The organism is Actinacidiphila sp. bgisy160 (assembly GCF_965342435.1).
In the GTDB taxonomy this organism is placed as follows: Bacteria; Actinomycetota; Actinomycetes; order Streptomycetales; family Streptomycetaceae; genus Actinacidiphila.
The window spans coordinates 1-20,221 of sequence record NZ_CBDRCM010000021.1 but is presented as its reverse complement, the minus strand read 5'-3'; the positions used below and the strand labels follow the sequence as shown (position 1 = coordinate 20,221).

Below are 20,221 nucleotides of genomic sequence, written 5' to 3'. Positions count from 1 at the left end.
CGACGCACGTGACGTCGGCAGGCACCACCCGGGAGGTAACCGTGCCCGAACTGCGTGTCGTGGCTGTCAGCAACGACGGCACACGACTGGTGCTCAAGGCTGCCGACAGCACGGAGTACACGCTTCCGATCGACGAACGTCTGCGTGCCGCCATTCGCAACGACCGCGCGCGGCTGGGCCAGATCGAGATCGAGGTCGAGAGCCATCTGCGCCCGCGTGACATCCAGGCGCGGATACGAGCCGGGGCCACCGCGGAGGAGGTCGCGCAGCTCGCCGGGATCCCCGTGGAGCGCGTCCGGCGCTTCGAGGGCCCGGTGCTGGCGGAGCGCGCCTTCATGGCCGAGCGGGCCCGCAAGACCGCGGTGCGGCGTCAGGGCGAGAGCACCGGTCCGCAGCTCGGTGAGGCGGTGACCGAGCGGTTGCTGCTGCGCGGCGCCGAGAAGGACAGCGTCCTGTGGGACTCCTGGCGCCGTGACGACGGCACGTGGGAGGTCCTCCTCGTCTACCGGGTGGCCGGCGAGCCGCACTCCGCGAGCTGGACGTACGACCCGCCGCGCCGGCTCGTCCAGGCCGTGGACGACGAGGCGCGCGCACTCATCGGGGAGACGACCCAGGAGCCGGCACAGGAGCCGAGCTACCCCTTCGTGCCGAGGATCGCGCGGCTGCCGCGCGACCGGGCGTTGGACCGGGCCGACCGCACCGAGCGGACGGAGCGGGCAGAGCGCACCGCCGAGGAGCGCGCGGAGGAAGAGCGCGACTCCCTGACCAGCCTCCTGGAGGCGGTACCCAGCTTCCGCGGCGACATGGTCGTGCCGGCCCAGGCCGGGCCGCCCTCCACCACGCCCGACACGGCGACCGCGACCGCGGCCACGGATGCCGAACCCGACGCGTCCGAGGCGGACGAGGCGGCACCGCCCGCTGCCAGCGCCGGCGCGGGCTCCGCGTACGCCGACGTCCTGATGCCGCGTTCGGTCGGCGCCCATCGCGACCGGCTGGTCGGCTCAACGGACCGCCAGGCCGAGGCGGACGGGGTCCGTCCGGGGCGGCGGGCGACGGTGCCGAGCTGGGACGAGATCGTGTTCGGGAGCCGACGCAAGAAGCAGGACTAGCGTTCCGCCTCCCGGAAGTCAGAACGGCCGGTCCCGACCCGCCGATTCCCCAACCACACGCAGAGAGCCGGACCCGGCATCGGGTCCGGCTCTTTTCCATAGCCCTGCGCCCGCCGACGGGTCGCCCAGGCAGGAATGAAAGTCCCAAGATGACATCCGGCGGAAAGCGGGCACAGCAGGCGAATCGCCTGGAGCGCGCCGTGCACAACTTCTGAGATTCCTCTGAGTCTTCGGCACGAGACAGGGAGTGCTCCCAGCCGGGCTCCCCGCGCTCACTCCTCGAACGTGGCACATCGATCCCGCTATGCACTGAGGAGAGGTATATGCCGTACCGCGGACGACCCGCGGACCGGTGCGGATACGCACCTTGTGTGCGTATTGTTCGCCGGTGCCCTCGGGGATGTGCGCATCTCGTGGATGCCCTGTGAGCGAAAGAGTCACAGGAGACCCATGGTGTAGCGTCTCCGTTCGAAGTGGCGAGTGGCCTGGGCCGAGGTTTCCCGAGCCGGCGGAAACGGTGTCGGGCAATCGCGTGAAAGCGCATCATGGGGGCGGATGCACGTCCATACGAATACCGCCACGCTTGTTCCGTCACATTGCCCCGGCACGGAGGAGCAGGGAATTCAGGCGTGATCGAAAAATCCACTTTTCCGTACGGACGGCGCGGAGCGCTCGCATCGGCCGGCCGCATCGCCGCGCTGCTGCTGGTGCTCGTCCTGCCGGTCGCCGTCGCGCCGGAGGCGTCCGCAGCAGTGTCCTCCGCCCCGATACCCGGCTCGCCCCTGGACGCCTACAACCGGCACATCGCGTACGACACCGGCGTGCACGAGATCGCCCGCCTCGCGGCCCTGATCTCCTACACCCTGATGGTGGCCACGGTGCTGTTCGGCGTCGTACTGCGGCTCAGGTTCCTGCAGCGCACGGTCAACCGGGCGACGGTCTACGGAGCCCACATGACTCTGGCGCTGTCCGCGCTGATCTTCGGCGCCATTCACGGCGTCACCTTCCTCTACCAGCCGATCTGGCATATCGGGGTGAGTGAACTCACCCTGCCCTTCACCGGCGGTCTGCAGCGGCTGCCGGTGGGGTTCGGGATTCTGGGAACGGAACTGGGGATCGCGGTCGGCTGCTCGGTGTGGCTGCAGCAGCGGCTGGGGTACCACCGGTGGCTGAGGTTCCACCAGCTCGCCTACGCGGCGTTCCTCCTGATCTGGCTCCATGTCTTCACGGTGCATCCGGAACCACGCCATCTCGACGTCGTCGCGGTCGTCGTGGCGGGCGGAGCGGGCGCGTGCCTGCTCGCCTTCCTGATCCGTGTCCTGCCGTCACGCTCCAGGCTGCGGCAGCGCTCGGCTCTGGCCTCGGAGGGCCTGCGTTGACGTACCCCGCACCGGATGCCCAGCCCCACGGCGGCTACGCCCCCCGGCAGCCGGCCGCGCACTCCGGGTACCCCCACCCGGCCCCGGCGGACCGCCACCCCGGATCCGCCCCCCTGCGGCCGGGGCCGCCCGGGTATGCCTTGTCGCACCCCGCCCCGTACGTCCCGCACCAGCAGCAGCGTCAGGACGACCGCCCGGTACCGCACGACGCCGTGCCTTCCCCGCTCGCCGTCCCGGAGCGGGAGCACCCGCCGATTCCGGCGCAGTCCTTCCAGTCCCCGGCTCCGGCGCTCGTGCCCGAGACGGCGCCCGTCCGGATCAGCGTCGACAACAACCGCTGCCACATCTACGGAATCTGCCAGCAGGAGGCCCCCGAGGTCTTCCGGATCTCCGGGAGCGGCTCGCTCCACTACACGCGCAATGTGCCGGCCGAGTTCGCGGCGCAGGCGCGGCAGGCCGTGCGCTGCTGTCCGATGCAGGCCATCGGGATCCGCAGCGGCTCGGCCCCGGGCGGACGACAGCCCGTCCGGAGGCAGCGCAGCGGCCTGGCCACTCGCGGCAGCAGGCGGCGCATCGTCGTGGCGGGCGGCGGACTCGCCGGGCTGAGCGCCGCGACCCGGCTGCGGGAACGGGGCTTCGAGGGCGAGCTGGTGATCGTGGGTGAGGAGAGCCGCCGGCCGTACAGCCGTCCGCCGTTGTCGAAGCAGTACCTCGCCGGCCGGCTCGGCGCGGAGCAGCTCACCTTCCGGGCGGACGAGGCGCTCGACGCCCACTGGCTGCTGGACACCCGGTTGGTCGGGCTCGACCTTCCCGGCAGAGCGGTGGAACTGCGCGGCGGGGAGCGCCTGCCGTACGACGGCCTCGTCATCGCCACGGGCGTGGACGCGAAGCGGCTCCCCGAGGCGCCGGTGTTCAGCGACCGGGTGCGCACAATCCGGACGCTGGAGGACGCCGCCGCGGTGCAGCGCGCGCTGCACGCCGCACGGGCCCGCCGCGTCGTCATCCTCGGTGGCGGCTTCGTCGGCTGCGAGCTGGCCTGCACGGCGCGGGAGCACGGCATGGACGTCACCTTGGTGGTGCACAGCGCCCCGCTCCTGCGCCGGGTGCTGGGCCCGCGGGTCGGCGAGGTGGTCGCCGGGATCCAGAAGCGGGCGGGTGTCGATGTGCGGCTGAGCACGCGCATCACCGACTGGTCCGACGAAGGCGAGGGGCTGCGCCTGCGACTGGACACCGGCGACGTCCTCGACTGCGACTTCGTCGTCCTGGGGCTCGGCAGTGTGCCCCGCACCGAGTGGCTGCGCGGCAGCGGCCTGGAGGTCTCCGACGGTGTGCTCTGCGGGCCGACCTGCCACGCGACCGACGTTTCAGGGCGCCTCGTGGGGACGATCGTCGCGGCCGGGGACGTGGCCCGATGGCCCAACGCGCGCTTCGACGCCACGCCCCGGCGTGTCGAGCATCTGATCCACGCCGTCGAGATGGGCCAGCATGCCGCGGACTCCTTGCTGCGCGGCCCCGGTGCGCAGTCCTTCACTCCGGTGCCGCGATTCTGGTCGGAGCAGCACGGGGTCCGGATGCAGGCGGTGGGAATCCCCGCGCTGGGGGAGCACGTCGAGGTGGTCGACGGATCACTGCGTTCCGAGCGGTTCGTCGCCCGCTACTCCCGGGACACGCCGCACGGGCCCCAGGTCGTGGCCGCCGTGGCCTTCGACATGCCGCTGGAACTGCTGGAGCACCGGGACTCCATAGGCCGCACCCGTCCGCCCTCGCGGACCGTGAACAGGAGGAAGCGCCGTTGAGCCGCCGTACCAACCGCAGACGACGGATCGCGCGGCCGATGTACGGGGGCTTCTCCGTACGTGTGCTGAGTCTTCCCGCGCGTCTCCATATGCGCTGGCTGGTGATCCTCGCCGTCATGGTGGTGGCCATGGGCGCGTACGCGCGGGTGTTGATGACTGCACCTGCTATGCCTCCGGGCAAGGCTCCCACCGCGGAGTCCGGCGACGGGCGGGCGGAGGCGGACCCGCCGCCGGACGCCGGCTGACAGCTGAGGCGGCTTCCAGGGGTCAGCCCGGCTGCGGCCCCGTCGCCACCGGCCGGCCGGTGGCGGACCACTCGCTCCAGGAGCCGACGTACAGTGCCGCGGGGATCCCGGCGACCGCCAGGGCCAGCACCTCGTGGGCGCCGGAGACGCCCGAGCCGCAGTAGACGCCGACTTCGGCTTCGGCCGTGGCACCGGCCTTGCCGAAGCGCGCCGCCAGTTCGTCGGCGGCGAGGAGGACACCCGTGTCCGGGACGACGTTCTCCGTGGTCGGGGCGTTGACCGCGCCGGGGATGTGACCGGCGACGGGGTCGATGGGCTCGGTCTCGCCCCGGTAGCGCTCCGGCGCCCGGGCGTCCAGGAGCACGCCGCGGCGGGCCAGCGCCGCCGCCTCGTCGGCGGTGAGCACGGGAAGCGCGCCCGGCGTGGCGGTGAAGTCGCCCTCCTCGTCGGCGGGGACGTCCGTCTCCAGAGGCAGTCCCGCCGCCGTCCACGCCGCCAGACCGCCGTCGAGGACGCGGACCCGCTCGTGCCCGGCCCATCGCAGCAACCACCACGCGCGGGCCGCGCCCCAGCCGAGACCGCCGTCGTAGACCACGACGTCGCGGTCGCGGCGGACGCCCGCGCGGCGCATGGCGGCGGTGAACACCGCGAGGTCCGGGAGGGGATGACGCCCGGCCGGCCCAGGTGACCCGGCGAGCTCGGTGTCCAGGTCGACGTAGTGCGAGCCGGGCAGGTGACCGGCCTCATACGCGGGACGGCCGGGCGGGCCGCCCAGTTGCCAGCGGACGTCCAGAAGCGCGGCGTCTGTCGGGGACCCCTTCGGGAGCGCGGCCAATTCGGTTACGGTAATGACAGGATGCATAAGCCCATTGTGGTCACCCGGCGCGGGAAATCCGCGGCGCGGCCCCGGTACGCGGCACACCCGGTGGTGCGAGCATCGCTGTGGCACGTCCCCTGCAAGCCCGAGCGTTGCTCCCCAGGAGAGAATTGATGACCGAGGTAGGGAACCGCCACCCGCACGGCACCCCGTGCTGGGTCAGCCTGCTGGCTCACAGCGTCGAGGCCACGCAGGAGTTCTACAGCCAGCTGTTCGGCTGGGAGTTCCACCCCGGTCCGCATTCGCTGGGCCTGTACGTGCGCGCCACGCTGGACGGGAGGAGCGTGGCCGGCATCGGCGAGCTGGCCGGGGACCGGCACCTGCCGATCGCCTGGACGACCTACTTCGCCGCGGACGACGCCGACAAGACCGCCGAGCTGATCCGGATCTGCGGCGGCACGGTGGGCGTCGGCCCGCTGGACGCGGACGACGCGGGACGGCTGGCTGTCGCCTCCGACCCGATGGGTGCGGTGTTCGGGGTGTGGCAGGCCCGGCGCCACCACGGGACCGAGGTCTCCGGGGAGCCGGGCGCGCCGGTCTGGAACGAACTGGTCACCCGGGACACTTCACTGGTGGGCAAGTTCTACTCGGTGGTCTTCGGGCTGGAGACCGACGCGGTCGTCTCCACCGACGTCGACTACCTCACGCTTCACCTCGCCGGCCGTCCGGTCGGCGGCATCCACGGCGTCGGCCGGGCCCTGCCGCGCGACCGCGGGGCGCACTGGATGACGTACTTCGAGGTCGCCGACACCGACGCCGCCGCCCGCCAGGTTCTGGAACTGGGCGGCAGCGTCATCCGCACGCCGCGCGACTGCGCGTACGGCCGCCTGGCCACCGTGGCGGACCCGGAAGGGGCCGTCTTCACCGTGATCCGCTCCCTGCCGCAGCAGGGCGCCGGCAGCAGCTAGTCGACCGGCAGGACGTCCGGCGAGATCGCCGCCGCACGGGCCGCGGCGGCGGTCATCCGCCGGATGTGGTGGCGGCGGCAAAGCACCTCGTAGCCGATCGCCGTGCCGGGGCGGTTGACGTCGCCGACGACGACCTGCTCGCCCTCGACGACCATCTTCCCGTCCACCGTACGGGCGTTGTGCGTGGCCCGGGCGCCGCACCAGCACAGGGCCTCGACCTGGAGCACCTCTATTCGGTCGGCCATCTCCACCAGCCGCCGGGAGCCGGGGAAGAGTCTGGTGCGGAAGTCGGTGGTGATCCCGAAGGCGAAGACGTCCAGCCGCAGGTCGTCGACGATGCGCGCGAGCTGGTCGATCTGGTCCGGGGTGAAGAACTGGGCCTCGTCGACGATGACGTAGTCGGCGCGGGCGCCGCCGGACAGGTGCGTGACGAGGTAACCGTAGAAGTCGAAGTCGTCGGCGGCCTCGACGGCCTTGGTCTCCAGGCCGAGGCGGGAGGACAGGACGCCCTCGCCGGCCCGGTCGTTGCGGGTGAAGATCAGGCCCTCCAGGCCGCGTGCCGAGCGGTTGTGCTCGATCTGCAGGGCGAGGGTGCTCTTCCCGCAGTCCATCGTTCCGGAGAAGAACACGAGCTCAGGCATGAGGAGGCGGCGGCCTTTCGGGGCGGGGCGGTGGGCGGTACGGAGGGAGCGGTTCGGGGTGCGTCAGGTTCGGACTTCGAGCAGTGGCACCAGCTGCTCCACGGGAGTCATCGAGCCGTGCAGGCCGACCATGGTGGACTCCCCGGGCTCGGTGCGGGTGGCGACGATCGCGATGTCGTCCCGGGCGACGGCGACGACGTCGCCGATCCGGCCGCGCACCCGGTCCTCCACGACCGGGCCGAACCAGCCCGCGGCGATCGCCTCTTCGCGGGAGGCCACCCACATCTGCTCGCCGAGCACCTCGCTCCACACCGCGTGCACGTCGGCGGCGGCGCCGGGCACGGCGTAGACGTGGCGGGCCCGGGCCTCGCCGCCGAGGACGGCGACGCCGGCGCGCAGCTCCCAGTCCTCGTCGAAGTCGATCCGCGACTCCGGGTCGAAGGGGATGTCGATCATGCCGTGGTCGGCGGTGACGTAGAGGGCGCTGCGCGGCGGGAGCTGCTCGGCGAGCCGCTGGGCGAGCCGGTCGGCCATCATCAGCTGGCCGCGCCAGGCGTCGGAGTCGACGCCGTGCCGGTGGCCCATGGAGTCCAGCTCGCTGTAGTACGTGTAGACCAGCGCCCGGTCGGCCGCGGCGAGCCGTTCGGCGGTGAGGTCCATGCGCTCCTCGCCGGTGAGCCGGCCGTGGAAGGTGCCGCCACTGAGGGCGATCCTGGTCAGCGGCGTGTGCTCGAAGGTGGGCGAGGTGACCTGGCAGGTCTCGATCCCGGCCTCCTGGGCGAGCCGGAAGACGGTGGGGTGCGGCTGCCACTCCGTCGGGGAGGTCCACGGCTGCCAGCGCAGCTGGTTCATCAACGCGCCGGTGTCCGGGTCCAGCACGGTGTACCCGGCCAGGCCGTGCGCGCCCGGCGGCAGCCCGGTGCCGACGGAGGCGAGCGAGGTCGCGGTGGTGGAGGGGAAGCCCGCGGTGATCGACCGGCCGCTGCCGGTGGCCGAGCCGGCCATCAGGGAGGTGAGGAACGGCGCCTCGTCGGGATGCCGACGGATCAGCTCCCACCCCATGCCGTCGACGAGGAACACGCAGACGCGGTCCGCGGGCGCGAGGTCGAGCGCCGTCGGCGGGACGCCCGTGATGCCGAGCCCGGCGGCGACCGCGGGCAGCAGGTCGCTCAGCGCGCCGGTGCCGTAGCGGGGGGCGGGGGCGGCGTACGGATCGAGCGGTTCGTAGGACGGGGCGGGATGGACCATCAGGAGGCCGCGCTCGCGGTGCTCGCGGTCGCCTCGGAGAGCGCCTGTGCGAAGGCGAGGGCCTGGCGGACGGTCTCGGGGCCGTCGCCCGCCTCGCTGACCCGCAGGCTCAGGTCGTCGGCGGTGGAGGAGCCGGTGTAGCCGTGGTCGGCCTCGCAGTTGGGGTCGCCGCAGGCGGCGGGCTCCAGGTCGATACGGCTGACCGCGCCCCAGCCGATGGTCAGCACGACCTCGCGGGGCAGGGTGCCCGGGGTGTACGACTCGGGGTTGGCGACGACCCGGCTCAGTACGACCGACGAGATCCGTTCGAGCTTGACCGACTCGGTGGAGGTGGTGGCGTAGGGGCTCGGGGAGGTGTCGTCGGCGCTCTGCTCGTCGGTGTGGCTGACGATGAAGCGCGTGCCGGTCAGGACCAGGACGGTGACGTGCCGGCGGACCTCGTTCGCGTCGAAGGTGGTCTCCTGGTGGACCAGGTACGACGCGACCGGCTCCCCACCGACGGAGGCCTCCACGGCCTCGGCCACGAGGGCGGGGTAGTAGCCACTGCGCTCGATGGCCGCGCGCAGCCCCTGGGTCGTCGTACCGGTCTTCGCCATGGCGACCATCCTAGTGCGGAGCATCTGTTCAGAAGGACGACAGTGCGCGAGGCCCGAGGTCCGTGCGGGCCGGGGGCCGCGCGAGACGCACGGAGGCGCCGAGCACGGTGAGGCCGGCGGGGGCCACCACGACCGGCTCGAGGTCTACGGAGACCACTTCTGGCAGGTCGTCGACCAGCAGTGACACGCGCAGCAGCAGTTCCTCCAGGGCGCCGGTGTCCACCGGCTCCGCGCCGCGCCAGCCGAACAGCAGCGGGGCCGCCTTGATGGAGCGGACCAGCTCGGCGACGTCCCGGTCGGTCGCCGGGACCAGCCGGTGCGCCATGTCGTCGAGGAGTTCGGAGGGGGCGCCGGCGATGCCGAAGGAGAGCACGGCGCCGGCGGCCGGGTCGACGGTGGCGCGTACGACCGTGTCGACGCCGCGCGACGCCATGGCCTGCACGACCAGGTGCAGCTCCTCGGGCTTGCCCAGCCGGGCGGTCAGCTCCCCGAAGGCGCGGCTGAGGTCGTCGGGGTCGGCGATGTCCAGGCGTACGCCGCCGAGGTCGGCGCGGTGCCGCAGGTGGGGCGCGGTGGTCTTGAGGGCGACCGGGTAGCCGAGCCGGCGGGCCGCCTCCAGGGCCGCGTCGATCCCGGGGGCGGGCAGCGTGGGCCGGACGGCGATGCCGTAGCGGGCCAGCAGGGCGGCGGCCGCGGAGTCGTCGAGGGCCACGCCGTGGGTCTCCCCGGCGGGCTCCCCCGCCTCGTCGAGCAGCCGGGTGACCTCCTGGCAGGCGCCCGCCTCGTCGACGTCCTCGAACTCCGGAACCTTGCCGGGCATCTGGGCGTCCCTGCGCCACTGGGCGTAGGCGGCGGCCCGGGCCAGTGCCTTCACGGCGCGTTCGGCGGCGCTGTAGGCGGGGATACGGACGGCCGCGAGCCGGGTGGCCATGGCCTCCAGGGCGGTGTGCACGATCACGACGGGCTTGCCGGTCCCCGCCCCGTCCACGGCGGCGTGGAGGGCCTCGGCCAGTGCGGGGTCGTCGCTGTTCGCGGGGGCCTCGGCGAGCTCCGAGCCGACGCGCGGGATGGCGGTGACCACCACCGCGTCGTGGGCGGGGTCGGCGAGGGCCGCGGTGAGGGCGGCCCGGAAGTCCTCGGGGCCGGCGGCGGTGGTGAGGTCGAGGGGGAGGCCGGGCTCCAGGCCCGCGGTGAGGCAGGCGTCGTAGGTGAGCAGCCCGAGGGACTCGGAGTTGCCGAGGATCGCGACGCGGGGTCCGGCGGGCAGCGGCCGGCACGACAGCAGCAGTCCGGTGTCGAGGAGCTCGGTGACGGTGTCGGTGCGGATGACGCCGGCCTGCCGCAGCAGGGCGGAGACGGTGCTGTCGGGGATGCGGGCGGGGGGCACCGCGTGTCCGGGCGGGGCGGCCGCCGAGTGCCGGGCGCCCTTGACCACGACGACCGGTTTGACGGCGGCGGTTCGCCGGGCGAGGCGGTAGAACTTCCGCGGGTTGCCGAGGGTCTCGAGGTAGAGCAGGGCGACGTCGGTGGCCGGGTCGTCGTACCAGAACTGCAGGATGTCGTTGCCCGAGACGTCCGCCCGGTTGCCCGCCGAGACGAAGGACGACAGCCCGGCACCGCGCCGGCGCAGCCCGGAGAGCATCGCGATGCCGATGGCTCCGGACTGGGTGAACAGCCCGAGCCGTCCGGCGTCCGGGGTCTCGGGTGACAAGGAGGCGTTGAGCCGGACGTCCTCGGCGGAGTTGAGGACGCCGAACGCGTTGGGGCCGATGACGCGCATGCCGTACGAATGGGCCTGCCGCACCAGGGCGCGCTGCCTGCGGCGGCCGTCGGCACCGGACTCCGCGTAACCGGAGGAGATCACCAGCAGACCGAGGACGCCGTGCCGGCCGCATGCGTCGACGGCCTCGGCGACGTTGTCGGCGGGCACGGCGATCACGGCGAGGTCGACGCTGTCGGGGATCTCGGCGACGGAACGGTGGGCGGGGACGCCCTCGGGGTCGAGGGTGCGCAGGTCCGCGGGGAACGAGCGGTTCACGGCGTGGACGCGGCCGGTGTAGCCGCCCGCGACGATGTTCCGGAGGACCCCGCGGCCGACGCCGCCCGGCCTGCGGCCGGTGCCGATGACGGCGACCGAGGCGGGGGCGAGCAGCCGCTGGACGGAGCGGGCCTCGGCGCGCTGTTCGCGGGCGCGCATGACGGCGAGGGACTGCTCGGTGGGCTCCAGGTCGAACTCGAGCCGGACGACGCCGTCGGTGAAGCTGCGCTGCTGGGTGTAGCCCGCGTCGGTGAAGACCTTGATCATCTTGCGGTTGGCGGGCAGCACCTCGGCGATGAAACGGCGGATGCCGCGCTCCTGCGCCACCGCGGCGATGTGCTCCATCAGGGCGGAGGCCACACCGCGGCCCTGGTGCGCGTCCTGGACGAGGAAGGCGACCTCGGCCTCGCCGTCGTCGGTGCGGTCGTAGCGGACGGTGGCGATGAACTCGCCGCCGACCAGGGCCGCCAGGCCGACGCGGTCGCGGTAGTCGTGGTGGGTGAAGCGGTGTACGTCCCGGTCGGAGAGCCGGGGGTAGGGCGCGAAGAAGCGGTAGTACTTGGACTCGTCCGAGACCTTCTCGTAGAAGCTCACCAGCCGTTCGGCGTCGTCCGGCGCGATGGGCCGGACGTGCGCGATCCCGCCGTCGCGCAGGACCACGTCCGCCTCCCAGTGGACCGGGTAGTCGCGCTCTGCGGCGGGCGGCGTCGTCATGGCCCCAGCGTACGGGCACCTCGCCACCGCGGGCCCGGTGCGACGATGTGGTGACGGACCGGTGTCCGAGGCATGGCAGACTGGTCTAGACCTCCCAGGAACGACCCGAAGGGCAACACCATGGCTGAGCGCCGCGTCACCATCGGCTGGGCCGAGGGCCTGCACGCACGTCCCGCTTCGATCTTCGTCCGCGCCGCCACCGCCGTGGGCGTGCCGGTCACCATCGCGAAGGCGGACGGCGCCCCCGTCAACGCCGCCTCGATGCTCGCCGTGCTGAGCCTGGGCGTGGCCGGCGGCGAGGAGGTCGTCCTGGCCTCCGACGCCGAGGGCGCGGACGCCGCTCTCGGCAGCCTGGCCAAGCTCGTCTCCGAGGGGCTTGACGAGCTCCCCGAGACCGTCTGACGCCGCGCGAAGCCGCGTTCGACAAAAGGGGCGGGCCGCCGCGTGAAATCCGGCCGGATTTCGCGGACCCGCCCCTTCGTCGTTGCCGGGCAATTTCCGGGCAGCGTGCAGCACAATAGCGCGCTGAAAAGCCCGCGGACAATTACCCACGTTGTATACGGCACTTCTGTTAAACCCGGCCGCGCGAAGTGTGTACGGCGTGTTTCGGATTTCTCACCGCGCCGCGGCACCGCGTCCCGTGCTCTGCGGACGGCGCAGCCGGTGCACCGCCGTCGCCCGCTCCACGTGGGCCGCCATGAGCCGCCGGGCCCGCTCCGCGTCGCCACGCGCCACCGCGTCCACCACCGCGCCGTGCTCCTCCCAGGACTCCACGGCGCGCCCCGGGGTGTCGACCGCGTACACCCAGGCGATCTTGTGCCGCAGCTGGGTCAGCAGCGCCACCAGGGTCGGGCTGCCGGAGGCCTGGGCCAGCGTCTCGTGGAACCAGCCGTCCAGCGCGGGCAGGTCCGACAACTGGCGGCGGAGGGAACGTTCCTGGCCCAGCCGGACGAGCCCGCGCAGCACCTTCACATGGGCCTCGGTACGCCGCTGCGCCGCCCGTGCGGCGCCCAGCGGCTCCAGCAGGGCGCGGATGTCCAGCAGGTCGGCGGCCTCCTGCTCGGTCGGCTCGGCGACGGACGCCCCGGCGTGCCGGCGGGTCTGCACGAAGCCCTCGGACTCCAGGGTGCGCAGCGCCTCGCGCACCGGGACCCGGGACACCCCGTAGCGCTTGGCCAGCTGCTCCTCGGTCAGCCGGCTCCCCGGCGCGAAGAACCCGCTGATGATGTCGTCACGGATCGCCGTGCACACCGCCCGGGCCGAAATCCGGCCGCCCGCACCGCCCGTCCCGTTCACGTACGACCCCACATCGCAGGTTCCTTTCAGTGCGCGCCGACGGCCGTCCTTTAATCCCCGCGTAACGGAGGAGCCGGCGTTTCTGCCGCGACTCTATTCCAGCGCGGCGCCGATTCCGACGGCCGCCCTGAATTCATGGAGCATTTTTGGACACCCGGCGGCCGGGAAGCGCCCCCACACCGAAGGCCCCGGCGGGAACCGGGGCCTTCGGCGTGGGGGGAGGGGAATGGCTCAGATGCGGACGCCCTTGGAGCGCAGGTACGCCAGCGGGTCCACGTCGGCGCCGTAGGACGGGGCCGTACGGGCCTCGAAGTGCAGGTGCGGCCCGGTCACGTTGCCGGTGGCACCGGACAGGCCGATCTGCTGGCCCGCGGAGACGGTCTGGCCCACGGACACACCCAGCGAGGACAGGTGGCCGTACTGGGTGTACATGCCGTCCGCGTGGCGGATCACGATGTTGTTGCCGTACGAGCCGCCCCAGCCCGCCTCGACGACGGTGCCCGCGCCGACGGCGTGCACCGGGGTGCCGACAGAGGCGTGGAAGTCCACACCGGTGTGGTGGCCGGAGGACCACAGGCTGCTGGTCGCGCGGTAGGGCGTGCCGATGGTACCGGCGACCGGCCGAACCCAGCCGCCGAGCGTGCCGCGGCCCTGTGCGGCACTCCGCGACGCGTGCGCGGCGCTGTCGCGGGCCGCCTTGGCCTTGGCGGCCTTGGCCGCGGCCTCCTCGGCGGCGCGCTCACGGGCGGCGCGCTCGGCGTGCGCGACATGGGCCTCGTGGCGCTTGCGTGCGACGACGGCGGCCCGGTGCTGGGCCGACGCCTGGTCGGCGAGATGCGCGGCGAGGTCCCCGGCGACCGCGGCGCAGCGGGCGAAGGCGGAACCCTCGGCCTTGGCGTCGGCGGCCGCGGCGGGCACGACGAACGCGCCGGTCGTGATGGTGGTCAGCGCGGCAGCGCCGGCAAAGGTGGAGCGTATGGAGAACGACGCCATGGGCAGGCGGAGATCCTTTCCTTCCTTCTCGCCTACCGGGTTAGCTGACGGGTTCGGAGCAGGAAGGTCTCCTACGGGCGGCGCACGCCGCCCGATTCACCCCAGGGACATCTCAGGTGGGTCCCCGGCTCCCCAGGCTCGCGCCTGACGGGGACTCGGCGATCGTTGCTCCGGTGCCGCGGGAGGCGGCTGCTTCCGCCGGGCAACCCGAGGACGTTAACCAGGTGTTGCTCGCGGTTCCAAAAAAATCCGGCGATATGTGCGGGATGCCACACCGGACGCCAAGCGGTCGCAACCGTCCGCAATTCCGCGACTCCGCAGCTCCCCCGGCGGTGTGCCCCCTCCGGGAAGCCCCGCACGTCCGCTGCGCGGACCGCGGTGACCCGCGTCACCGGCCGGCCCCGCCGAACGGAACCCGGTGACGGAACCGCGTGCGTAGGGTCACACCAGGAGCGGCCACCGACGCCGCCCGCGCCAAGAAGGACTTCCTGCGCGCCTGCCACGACCGGACGCCCGGCCGTCGGGCCGAGGGGACCGAGGCCGCCCCCCACCCGCGACGGGCGGACGAGCTACCGGTGCTCGCCGAGCGTGTCGCCGCTGCCCGCCGGGGCCTGGACCGGGGCTGCGCGGACGGCCCCTGCTGGAGGTGCTCGCCGGACCCGGGGCCGAGGTTCCCGCGGCTATCGACCTGTCGGAGGGCGCGCCGGCCTCGCCCGCCGGCGGCCCGCGCCGACCGGCGCCGGCATGTGCGTCAACGTGGCGGGCCCGGCCGGCCTGCTGAACGGGCACCTCCCGCACCCCCGCACGCCGCGGCCCCGGGCGCCCGAGGGCACCCGGGGCCGCTGTGGGGTGGCGGTCAGCCGCCCGTGACGACCTCCACCGGGCCGATACCCAGCTCGCGGACGGGGTCCGCGATGACAGAGGCGTCGCCGACGAGGACGACCACGAGCCGGTCCAGGGGGAAGGCGTTGACAACCGCGGCCGTCGCCTCCACCGTGCCCGTGGCGGCCAGCCGCTCGTAGAGGCGGGCCTGGAAATCGTCCGGCAGGGACTGCTCGACCTGGTCGGCGAAGGTCCCGGCCACCGCCGAGGCGGTCTCGTAGCGCAGCGGCGCGACGCCCACGAGGTTCTGCACGGCGGCGTCCCGCTCCTCGTCGGTGAGCCCCTCCGCCGCAAGGGTGCGCAGCACCTGCCAGGTGTCGGCGAGGGCGGGCGCGGTGACGTCGGTCGCCACGGACCCGCTGATGCCGAGCAGGGAGACACCCGTGCCCTCGGGCGTGGAGAGCAGCACCTGGCCGAAGGCCCGCACGCCGTAGGTGTAGCCCTTCTCCTCCCGCAGGACGCGGTCCAGGCGCGAGGTCAGCGTGCCGCCGAGGCAGTACGTGCCGAGCACCTGGGCGGCCCAGACGGGATCGTGGCGGTCCGCGCCGGCGCGGCCGATGAGCACCTGGGTCTGGACGGACCCGGGGCGGTCCACAATCACCACGCGCGCGGTGTCGTCCGCGGTGATCGCGGGCAGCGGACGTCGCTCGGCGGGCTTGCCGCTCCACTCCCCCAGCGTGCTCTCGAGCAGCGCCTCCAGGTCGATCCCGGTGAGGTCGCCGACCACGACGACCGTCGAGGTGGACGGCCGTACGTGCATGTCGTAGAAGGCCCGCACGGCGGACGCGTCGATGCGCGCGACCGTCTCCTCGGTGCCCTGGCGCGGCCGGGAGCAACGCAGGTCGGCGGCGAAGAGCTCCCTGGACAGCGCCATGGCCGCGCGCCGCGCCGGGTTGGCCAGCTCGTGCGGGATCTCGTCGAGGCGGTTGCGCACCAGCCGCTCGACCTCGCCGTCCGGGAACGCCGGGGCGCGCAGCGCGTCGGCGAGCAGGCCCAGGGCCTTGTCGAGACGCGAGGCGGGGACCTCCAGGGAGACCCGCACGCCCGGGTGGTCGGCGTGGGCGTCGAGGGTGGCCCCGCAGCGCTCCAGCTCGGCGGCGAACTCCTCGGCGGTGTGCTTGTCGGTGCCCTCGGACAGCGCCCGGGCCATGATCGTGGCGACGCCGTCCAGGCCCTCGGGCTCGGCGTCGAGTGGCGCCATGAGCAGCACCTCGACGGCGACGACCTTCTGACCGGGCCGCTGGCTGCGCAGCACCGTCAGCCCGTTGGGCAGCGTCGACCGCTCGGGCGCCGGGAAGTCCCAGGGCTTGGGCTGCCCCGGCCGGGGCTGTGGGTGGAACGTCATGGTGGTGTGGACGTCGGTCACTGGTCCGCGCCCTCCTCGTCCTCGTCGGAGTCCTCGCCGGACGCGGCCGCGGAGCCCGTGGGCTCGTAGACCAGCACCGCGCGGTTGTCGGGCCGGAGGGTGGCCGCGGCGACCGCGCGCACCTCGTCGGCGGTGATGTCCAGAATGCGCTTGACGGCGGTCAGCGCGAGCTGCGGGTCGCCGAACAGCACGGCATACCGGCACAGTTCGTCGGCGCGGCCACCGACCGTGGCGAGCCGGTCCAGCCACTCACGCTCGAGCTGGGCCTGGGCCCGCTCCATCTCCTCCGGGGTCGGGCCCTCCTCGGCGAACCGGGCCAGCTCCTCGTCGACGGCCGCCTCGATGGCGGGCACCTCGACACCGCTGGACGTCTTCACGTCGAGCCAGCCGAGCGACGGCGCCCCGGCCAGCCGCAGCAGGCCGAACCCGGCCGCGACAGCGCTGCGGTCCCGGCGCACCAGGCGGTTGTGCAGCCGGGAGGACTCACCGCCACCGAGGGCGGTCAGCGCCAGGTCCGCGGCGTCGGCCTCGCGGGTGCCGTCGTGCGGCAGCCGGTAGGCGGCCATCAGCGCGCGCGAGGGGACGTCCTCCTCGACGACCTCGCGGAGTTGCCCGCCGATCACTCCGGGGAGTGAACCGTCACGCGGCGCCGGCTTGCCGTCGTGGGACGGGATGGTGCCGAAGTACTTCTCGATCCAGGCCAGCGTCTGCTCCGGGTCGATGTCGCCGACGACCGCGAGGACGGCGTTGTTCGGCGCGTAGTACGTCCGGAAGAAGGCCCGCGCGTCCTCCAGGGAGGCGGCGTCCAGGTCCGCCATCGAGCCGATGGGGGTGTGGTGGTACGGGTGGCCGTCCGGGTACGCCATCGCGGTCAGCCGCTCGAAGGCGGTGCCGTAGGGCACGTTGTCGTACCGCTGGCGGCGCTCGTTCTTGACCACGTCGCGCTGGTTGTCCAGGCTCTGCAGGTCCAGAGCGGACAGCAGGCTGCCCATGCGGTCGGCCTCGAGCCAGAGCGCGAGCTCCAACTGGTGGGCCGGCATGGTCTCGAAGTAGTTGGTGCGCTCGAAGCTGGTGGTGCCGTTGAGGGAGCCGCCGGCGGACTGGACCAGTTCGAAGTGGCCGTTGCCCTTGACGTTCGCAGAACCCTGGAACATCAAGTGCTCGAAGAGGTGGGCGAGTCCGGTACGGCCCTTCACCTCGTGACGGGAACCGACGTCGTACCAGAGGCAGACCGCGGCGACCGGGGTGAGGTGATCCTCGGAGAGCACGACGCGCAGGCCGTTGGCCAGGCGGTGCTCGGTCGCGGTGAGGCCGCCGGAATCTGCCTCCGGCGTGGCCGTGTGACCCATGGGCAAGCTGTCCTTCCGGTCGCGTACTCGTTGTTTTGTGCTGAGACCTGCCACTCTAGGCAGCGGACAAACGGCCCGCGAAGTTCCCGTCACCGCCACGTATGAGCCGGGGGGTGGTCCGGGCTGTCGGTGGGGCGGTCCACAATGGTCCGCGTCAGTCCCGTGTCCTTATCCGATGAGGTCCAGCCGAAGGAGCAGCGCCCTGATGGCCCGCCGCACCACGAAGACCCCGCCGCCGGACGATTTCGAGGAGCGCATCCTCGACATCGACGTCGTCGACGAGATGCAGGGGTCCTTCCTCGAGTACGCCTACTCGGTCATCTACTCACGTGCGCTCCCGGACGCCCGCGACGGGCTCAAGCCGGTGCACCGGCGGATCGTGTACCAGATGAACGAGATGGGGCTGCGCCCCGAGCGCGGCTTCGTGAAGTGCGCCCGCGTCGTCGGCGAGGTGATGGGTAAGCTCCACCCGCACGGCGACGCCTCGATCTACGACGCGCTGGTGCGCATGGCCCAGCCGTTCTCGATGCGCGTGCCACTGGTCGACGGTCACGGCAACTTCGGTTCGCTCGGCAACGACGACCCGCCGGCCGCGATGCGTTACACGGAGTGCCGTACGGCTCCCGCCGCGATGCTCATGGTCGAGTCGATCGACGAGGACACCGTCGACTTCACGCCGAACTACGACGGCCAGGAGCAGGAGCCGGTGGCCCTGCCGGCCGCCTACCCGAATCTGCTGGTCAACGGCGCCTCGGGCATCGCGGTCGGCATGGCGACGAACATGCCGCCGCACAACCTGGGCGAGGTCATCGCGGCTGCCCGCCACCTGATCCGCCACCCGAACGCGGACCTCGAGACGCTGATGCGCCACGTTCCCGGCCCGGACCTGCCGACCGGGGGCCGGATCGTGGGCCTGGACGGCATCCGGGACGCGTATGAGACCGGCCGCGGCACGTTCAAGATCCGCGCCACGGTGTCCGTGGAGGACGTGACGGCCCGCCGCAAGGGCCTGGTGGTGACCGAGCTGCCCTTCACGGTCGGCCCGGAGAAGGTCATCTCCAAGATCAAGGACCTGGTCGGCTCGAAGAAGCTGCAGGGCATCGCGGACGTCAAGGACCTGACCGACCGCGAGCACGGACTGCGGCTGGTCATCGAGGTGAAGAACGGCTTCCACCCCGAGGCCGTCCTGGAGCAGCTGTACAAGCTGACCCCCATGGAGGAGTCCTTCGGCATCAACAACGTGGCGCTGGTCGACGGCCAGCCGCTCACGCTGGGCCTGAAGGAGCTGCTGGAGGTCTACCTCGACCACCGCTTCGAGGTCGTCCGGCGGCGCAGCGAGTTCCGCCGCGGCAAGCGCCGGGACCGCCTCCACCTGGTGGAGGGCCTGCTCGTCGCCCTGGTCGACATCGACGAGGTCATCTCGATCATCCGCTCCAGCGACAATGCCGCGCAGGCCAAGGAGCGCCTCATCGAGCGCTTCGCGCTGTCGGAGATCCAGACCCAGTACATCCTCGACACCCCGCTGCGCCGGCTGACCCGCTTCGACCGGATTGAACTGGAGTCCGAGCGGGACCGGCTGACCGCGGAGATCGAGGAGCTGACCCGGATCCTGGAGTCCGACGCCGAGCTGCGCAAGCTGGTCAGCGCCGAGCTGGCGGCGGTCGCCAAGAAGTACGCCACCGAGCGCCGCACCCTGCTGATGGAACCGGGCGCGGCGCCAGTGACGGCCGTGCCGCTGGAGGTCGCCGACGACCCGTGCCGCGTGCTGCTCTCCTCCACCGGGCTGCTGGCCCGTACGGCGAACGGCGGGGCACTGGCCCCCGGCGACGGCAAGCGGGTCAAGCACGACGTGATCGTCTCGGCGATCCCGACGACGGCGCGGGCCGACATCGGTGTGGTCACCTCCACCGGGCGCCTGCTGCGGCTCGCCGTGATCGACCTGCCGATCCTGCCCGAGCCGTCCGGCGCGCCGAACCTGGCGGGCGGTGCGCCGCTCGCGGAGTTCCTGTCGCTGGAGCCCGACGAGCAGGTGCTCTGCCTGACCACGCTCGACGAGTCCTCCCCGGGCCTGGCGCTCGGCACCGAGCAGGGCGTGGTCAAGCGCGTCGTGCCGGACTACCCGGCGAACAAGGACGACCTGGAGGTCATCGCGCTCAAGGAGGGCGACCGCATCGTCGGCGCGGTCGAGCTGCGCACCGGTGAGGAGGACCTGGTCTTCATCACCGACGACGCCCAGTTGCTGCGCTACCCGGCGGGCCAGGTGCGTCCGCAGGGCCGTCCGGCGGGTGGCATGGCGGGCATCAAGCTGACGGACGGGGCGAAGGTGATCTCCTTCACCGCGGTCGACCCGTCGGCGGACGCCGTGGTCTTCACCCTCGCCGGGGCCCGGGAGACGCTCGCCGGGGCCGAGGAGGGCACGGCCAAGCTCACGCCGTTCGACCAGTTCCCGCGCAAGGGACGGGCGACCGGCGGCGTGCGCTGCCAGCGCTTCCTGAAGGGCGAGGACATGCTGCTCCTGGCCTGGGCCGGTGGCGCCCCCGCACGTGCCGCCACCGCCACGGGCGCGCCGGCCGACCTCCCGCCGAAGGACCCGCGCCGGGACGGCTCGGGTGTGGCCCTCACCAAGCGGGTCGCGGTGGTCGCCGGGCCGGTGTGACCGGCACGCACACGGCGATGAGGGGCGCGGCACCCGGAGATCGGAAGAGCACACGTCTGAACTCCAGTCACATTGGACTATCTGGGGGGGGGTTTTTTTTTTGGAAAGGGGGGGGGGGGGGGGGGGGG

The 20,221-nt window shown here is 72.8% G+C and carries 16 protein-coding genes and 1 riboswitch; of the genes, 7 read left to right on the top strand and 9 right to left on the bottom strand.

Annotated elements, in window-relative coordinates:
• The first annotated feature begins 8 nt into the window (after positions 1–8).
• The 4 genes from sepH (at position 9) to ACRWNP_RS18315 (ending at position 4,529) form a co-directional block, all read left to right on the top strand.
• On the top strand, positions 9–1,109 hold the full coding sequence (sepH, locus tag ACRWNP_RS18330) for a septation protein SepH (protein WP_431962587.1): 1,101 nt from the start codon (positions 9–11) through the stop codon (positions 1,107–1,109).
• Between the two features lie 629 nt (positions 1,110–1,738).
• Positions 1,739–2,488: a ferric reductase-like transmembrane domain-containing protein gene (locus ACRWNP_RS18325; RefSeq protein ID WP_431962585.1), complete on the top strand. Its 750-nt coding sequence runs from the start codon at positions 1,739–1,741 to the stop codon at positions 2,486–2,488.
• A 140-nt stretch (positions 2,489–2,628) separates the two neighbouring features.
• Positions 2,629–4,284: an FAD-dependent oxidoreductase gene (locus ACRWNP_RS18320; RefSeq protein ID WP_431962583.1), complete on the top strand. Its 1,656-nt coding sequence runs from the start codon at positions 2,629–2,631 to the stop codon at positions 4,282–4,284.
• Positions 4,281–4,529, top strand: a complete 249-nt coding sequence (locus ACRWNP_RS18315) for a hypothetical protein (protein WP_431962581.1) — start codon at positions 4,281–4,283, stop codon at positions 4,527–4,529. The genes ACRWNP_RS18320 and ACRWNP_RS18315 overlap by 4 nt, the downstream gene beginning before the upstream one ends.
• A gap of 22 nt (positions 4,530–4,551) precedes the next feature.
• Here ACRWNP_RS18315 and ACRWNP_RS18310 read toward each other — a convergent pair whose 3' ends face one another.
• Positions 4,552–5,391, bottom strand: coding sequence for a sulfurtransferase (locus ACRWNP_RS18310; protein ID WP_431962579.1), 840 nt, complete (start codon positions 5,389–5,391; stop codon positions 4,552–4,554).
• A 128-nt stretch (positions 5,392–5,519) separates the two neighbouring features.
• Here ACRWNP_RS18310 and ACRWNP_RS18305 point away from each other — a divergent pair, with 128 nt between their 5' ends.
• A complete protein-coding gene (locus tag ACRWNP_RS18305) occupies positions 5,520–6,314 on the top strand; it encodes a VOC family protein (RefSeq protein ID WP_431962577.1) in 795 nt (264 codons plus the stop codon).
• Here ACRWNP_RS18305 and ACRWNP_RS18300 read toward each other — a convergent pair.
• From ACRWNP_RS18300 to ACRWNP_RS18285, 4 genes are all read right to left on the bottom strand, one after another.
• On the bottom strand, positions 6,311–6,955 hold the full coding sequence (locus ACRWNP_RS18300) for a thymidine kinase (protein ID WP_018561859.1): 645 nt from the start codon (positions 6,953–6,955) through the stop codon (positions 6,311–6,313). The two genes, ACRWNP_RS18305 and ACRWNP_RS18300, sit on opposite strands and share 4 nt — an antisense overlap.
• Positions 6,956–7,018: 63 nt before the next feature.
• Positions 7,019–8,203, bottom strand: coding sequence for an alkaline phosphatase family protein (locus ACRWNP_RS18295; protein ID WP_431962574.1), 1,185 nt, complete (start codon positions 8,201–8,203; stop codon positions 7,019–7,021).
• On the bottom strand, positions 8,203–8,799 hold the full coding sequence (locus ACRWNP_RS18290; RefSeq protein WP_431962572.1) for a DUF5998 family protein: 597 nt from the start codon (positions 8,797–8,799) through the stop codon (positions 8,203–8,205). The genes ACRWNP_RS18295 and ACRWNP_RS18290 overlap by 1 nt, the downstream gene beginning before the upstream one ends.
• Positions 8,800–8,827: 28 nt before the next feature.
• Positions 8,828–11,551: a GNAT family N-acetyltransferase gene (locus ACRWNP_RS18285; protein ID WP_431962570.1), complete on the bottom strand. Its 2,724-nt coding sequence runs from the start codon at positions 11,549–11,551 to the stop codon at positions 8,828–8,830.
• Positions 11,552–11,671: 120 nt separating this feature from the next.
• Here ACRWNP_RS18285 and ACRWNP_RS18280 point away from each other — a divergent pair, with 120 nt between their 5' ends.
• Positions 11,672–11,953, top strand: coding sequence for an HPr family phosphocarrier protein (locus ACRWNP_RS18280; RefSeq protein ID WP_431962568.1), 282 nt, complete (start codon positions 11,672–11,674; stop codon positions 11,951–11,953).
• A 213-nt stretch (positions 11,954–12,166) separates the two neighbouring features.
• On the opposite strand, the gene ACRWNP_RS18275 is transcribed toward ACRWNP_RS18280, so the two are convergent.
• From ACRWNP_RS18275 to ACRWNP_RS18260, 4 genes are all read right to left on the bottom strand, one after another.
• Positions 12,167–12,859, bottom strand: coding sequence for a GntR family transcriptional regulator (locus ACRWNP_RS18275; RefSeq protein WP_431962566.1), 693 nt, complete (start codon positions 12,857–12,859; stop codon positions 12,167–12,169).
• Between the two features lie 219 nt (positions 12,860–13,078).
• Positions 13,079–13,840 carry a M23 family metallopeptidase gene (locus ACRWNP_RS18270; protein ID WP_431962564.1) on the bottom strand — a complete coding sequence of 254 codons (762 nt, stop codon included), beginning with the start codon at positions 13,838–13,840 and terminating at the stop codon, positions 13,079–13,081.
• 15 nt (positions 13,841–13,855) lie between these two features.
• A riboswitch (cyclic di-AMP (ydaO/yuaA leader) is annotated at positions 13,856–14,011 on the bottom strand.
• A gap of 685 nt (positions 14,012–14,696) precedes the next feature.
• Positions 14,697–16,067: a M16 family metallopeptidase gene (locus ACRWNP_RS18265; RefSeq protein ID WP_431962725.1), complete on the bottom strand. Its 1,371-nt coding sequence runs from the start codon at positions 16,065–16,067 to the stop codon at positions 14,697–14,699.
• A gap of 17 nt (positions 16,068–16,084) precedes the next feature.
• Positions 16,085–17,437, bottom strand: coding sequence for a M16 family metallopeptidase (locus ACRWNP_RS18260; protein WP_431962562.1), 1,353 nt, complete (start codon positions 17,435–17,437; stop codon positions 16,085–16,087).
• Positions 17,438–17,642: 205 nt separating this feature from the next.
• Here ACRWNP_RS18260 and ACRWNP_RS18255 point away from each other — a divergent pair, with 205 nt between their 5' ends.
• A complete protein-coding gene (locus ACRWNP_RS18255) occupies positions 17,643–20,093 on the top strand; it encodes a DNA gyrase/topoisomerase IV subunit A (RefSeq protein WP_431962560.1) in 2,451 nt (816 codons plus the stop codon).
• Positions 20,094–20,221 lie beyond the last annotated feature (128 nt).

What these genes read in the sequence shown, in the direction of transcription:
- ACRWNP_RS18310 (WP_431962579.1), bottom strand. Translation starts at nt 5,391, where the DNA reads ATGCATCCTGTCATTACCGTAACCGAATTGGCCGCGCTCCCGAAGGGG.
- ACRWNP_RS18305 (WP_431962577.1), top strand. Translation starts at nt 5,520, where the DNA reads ATGACCGAGGTAGGGAACCGCCACCCGCACGGCACCCCGTGCTGGGTC.
- ACRWNP_RS18300 (WP_018561859.1), bottom strand. Translation starts at nt 6,955, where the DNA reads ATGCCTGAGCTCGTGTTCTTCTCCGGAACGATGGACTGCGGGAAGAGC.
- ACRWNP_RS18295 (WP_431962574.1), bottom strand. Translation starts at nt 8,203, where the DNA reads ATGGTCCATCCCGCCCCGTCCTACGAACCGCTCGATCCGTACGCCGCC.
- ACRWNP_RS18290 (WP_431962572.1), bottom strand. Translation starts at nt 8,799, where the DNA reads ATGGCGAAGACCGGTACGACGACCCAGGGGCTGCGCGCGGCCATCGAG.
- ACRWNP_RS18285 (WP_431962570.1), bottom strand. Translation starts at nt 11,551, where the DNA reads ATGACGACGCCGCCCGCCGCAGAGCGCGACTACCCGGTCCACTGGGAG.
- ACRWNP_RS18280 (WP_431962568.1), top strand. Translation starts at nt 11,672, where the DNA reads ATGGCTGAGCGCCGCGTCACCATCGGCTGGGCCGAGGGCCTGCACGCA.
- ACRWNP_RS18270 (WP_431962564.1), bottom strand. Translation starts at nt 13,840, where the DNA reads ATGGCGTCGTTCTCCATACGCTCCACCTTTGCCGGCGCTGCCGCGCTG.
- ACRWNP_RS18265 (WP_431962725.1), bottom strand. Translation starts at nt 16,067, where the DNA reads ATGACGTTCCACCCACAGCCCCGGCCGGGGCAGCCCAAGCCCTGGGAC.
- ACRWNP_RS18260 (WP_431962562.1), bottom strand. Translation starts at nt 17,437, where the DNA reads ATGGGTCACACGGCCACGCCGGAGGCAGATTCCGGCGGCCTCACCGCG.
- ACRWNP_RS18255 (WP_431962560.1), top strand. Translation starts at nt 17,643, where the DNA reads ATGGCCCGCCGCACCACGAAGACCCCGCCGCCGGACGATTTCGAGGAG.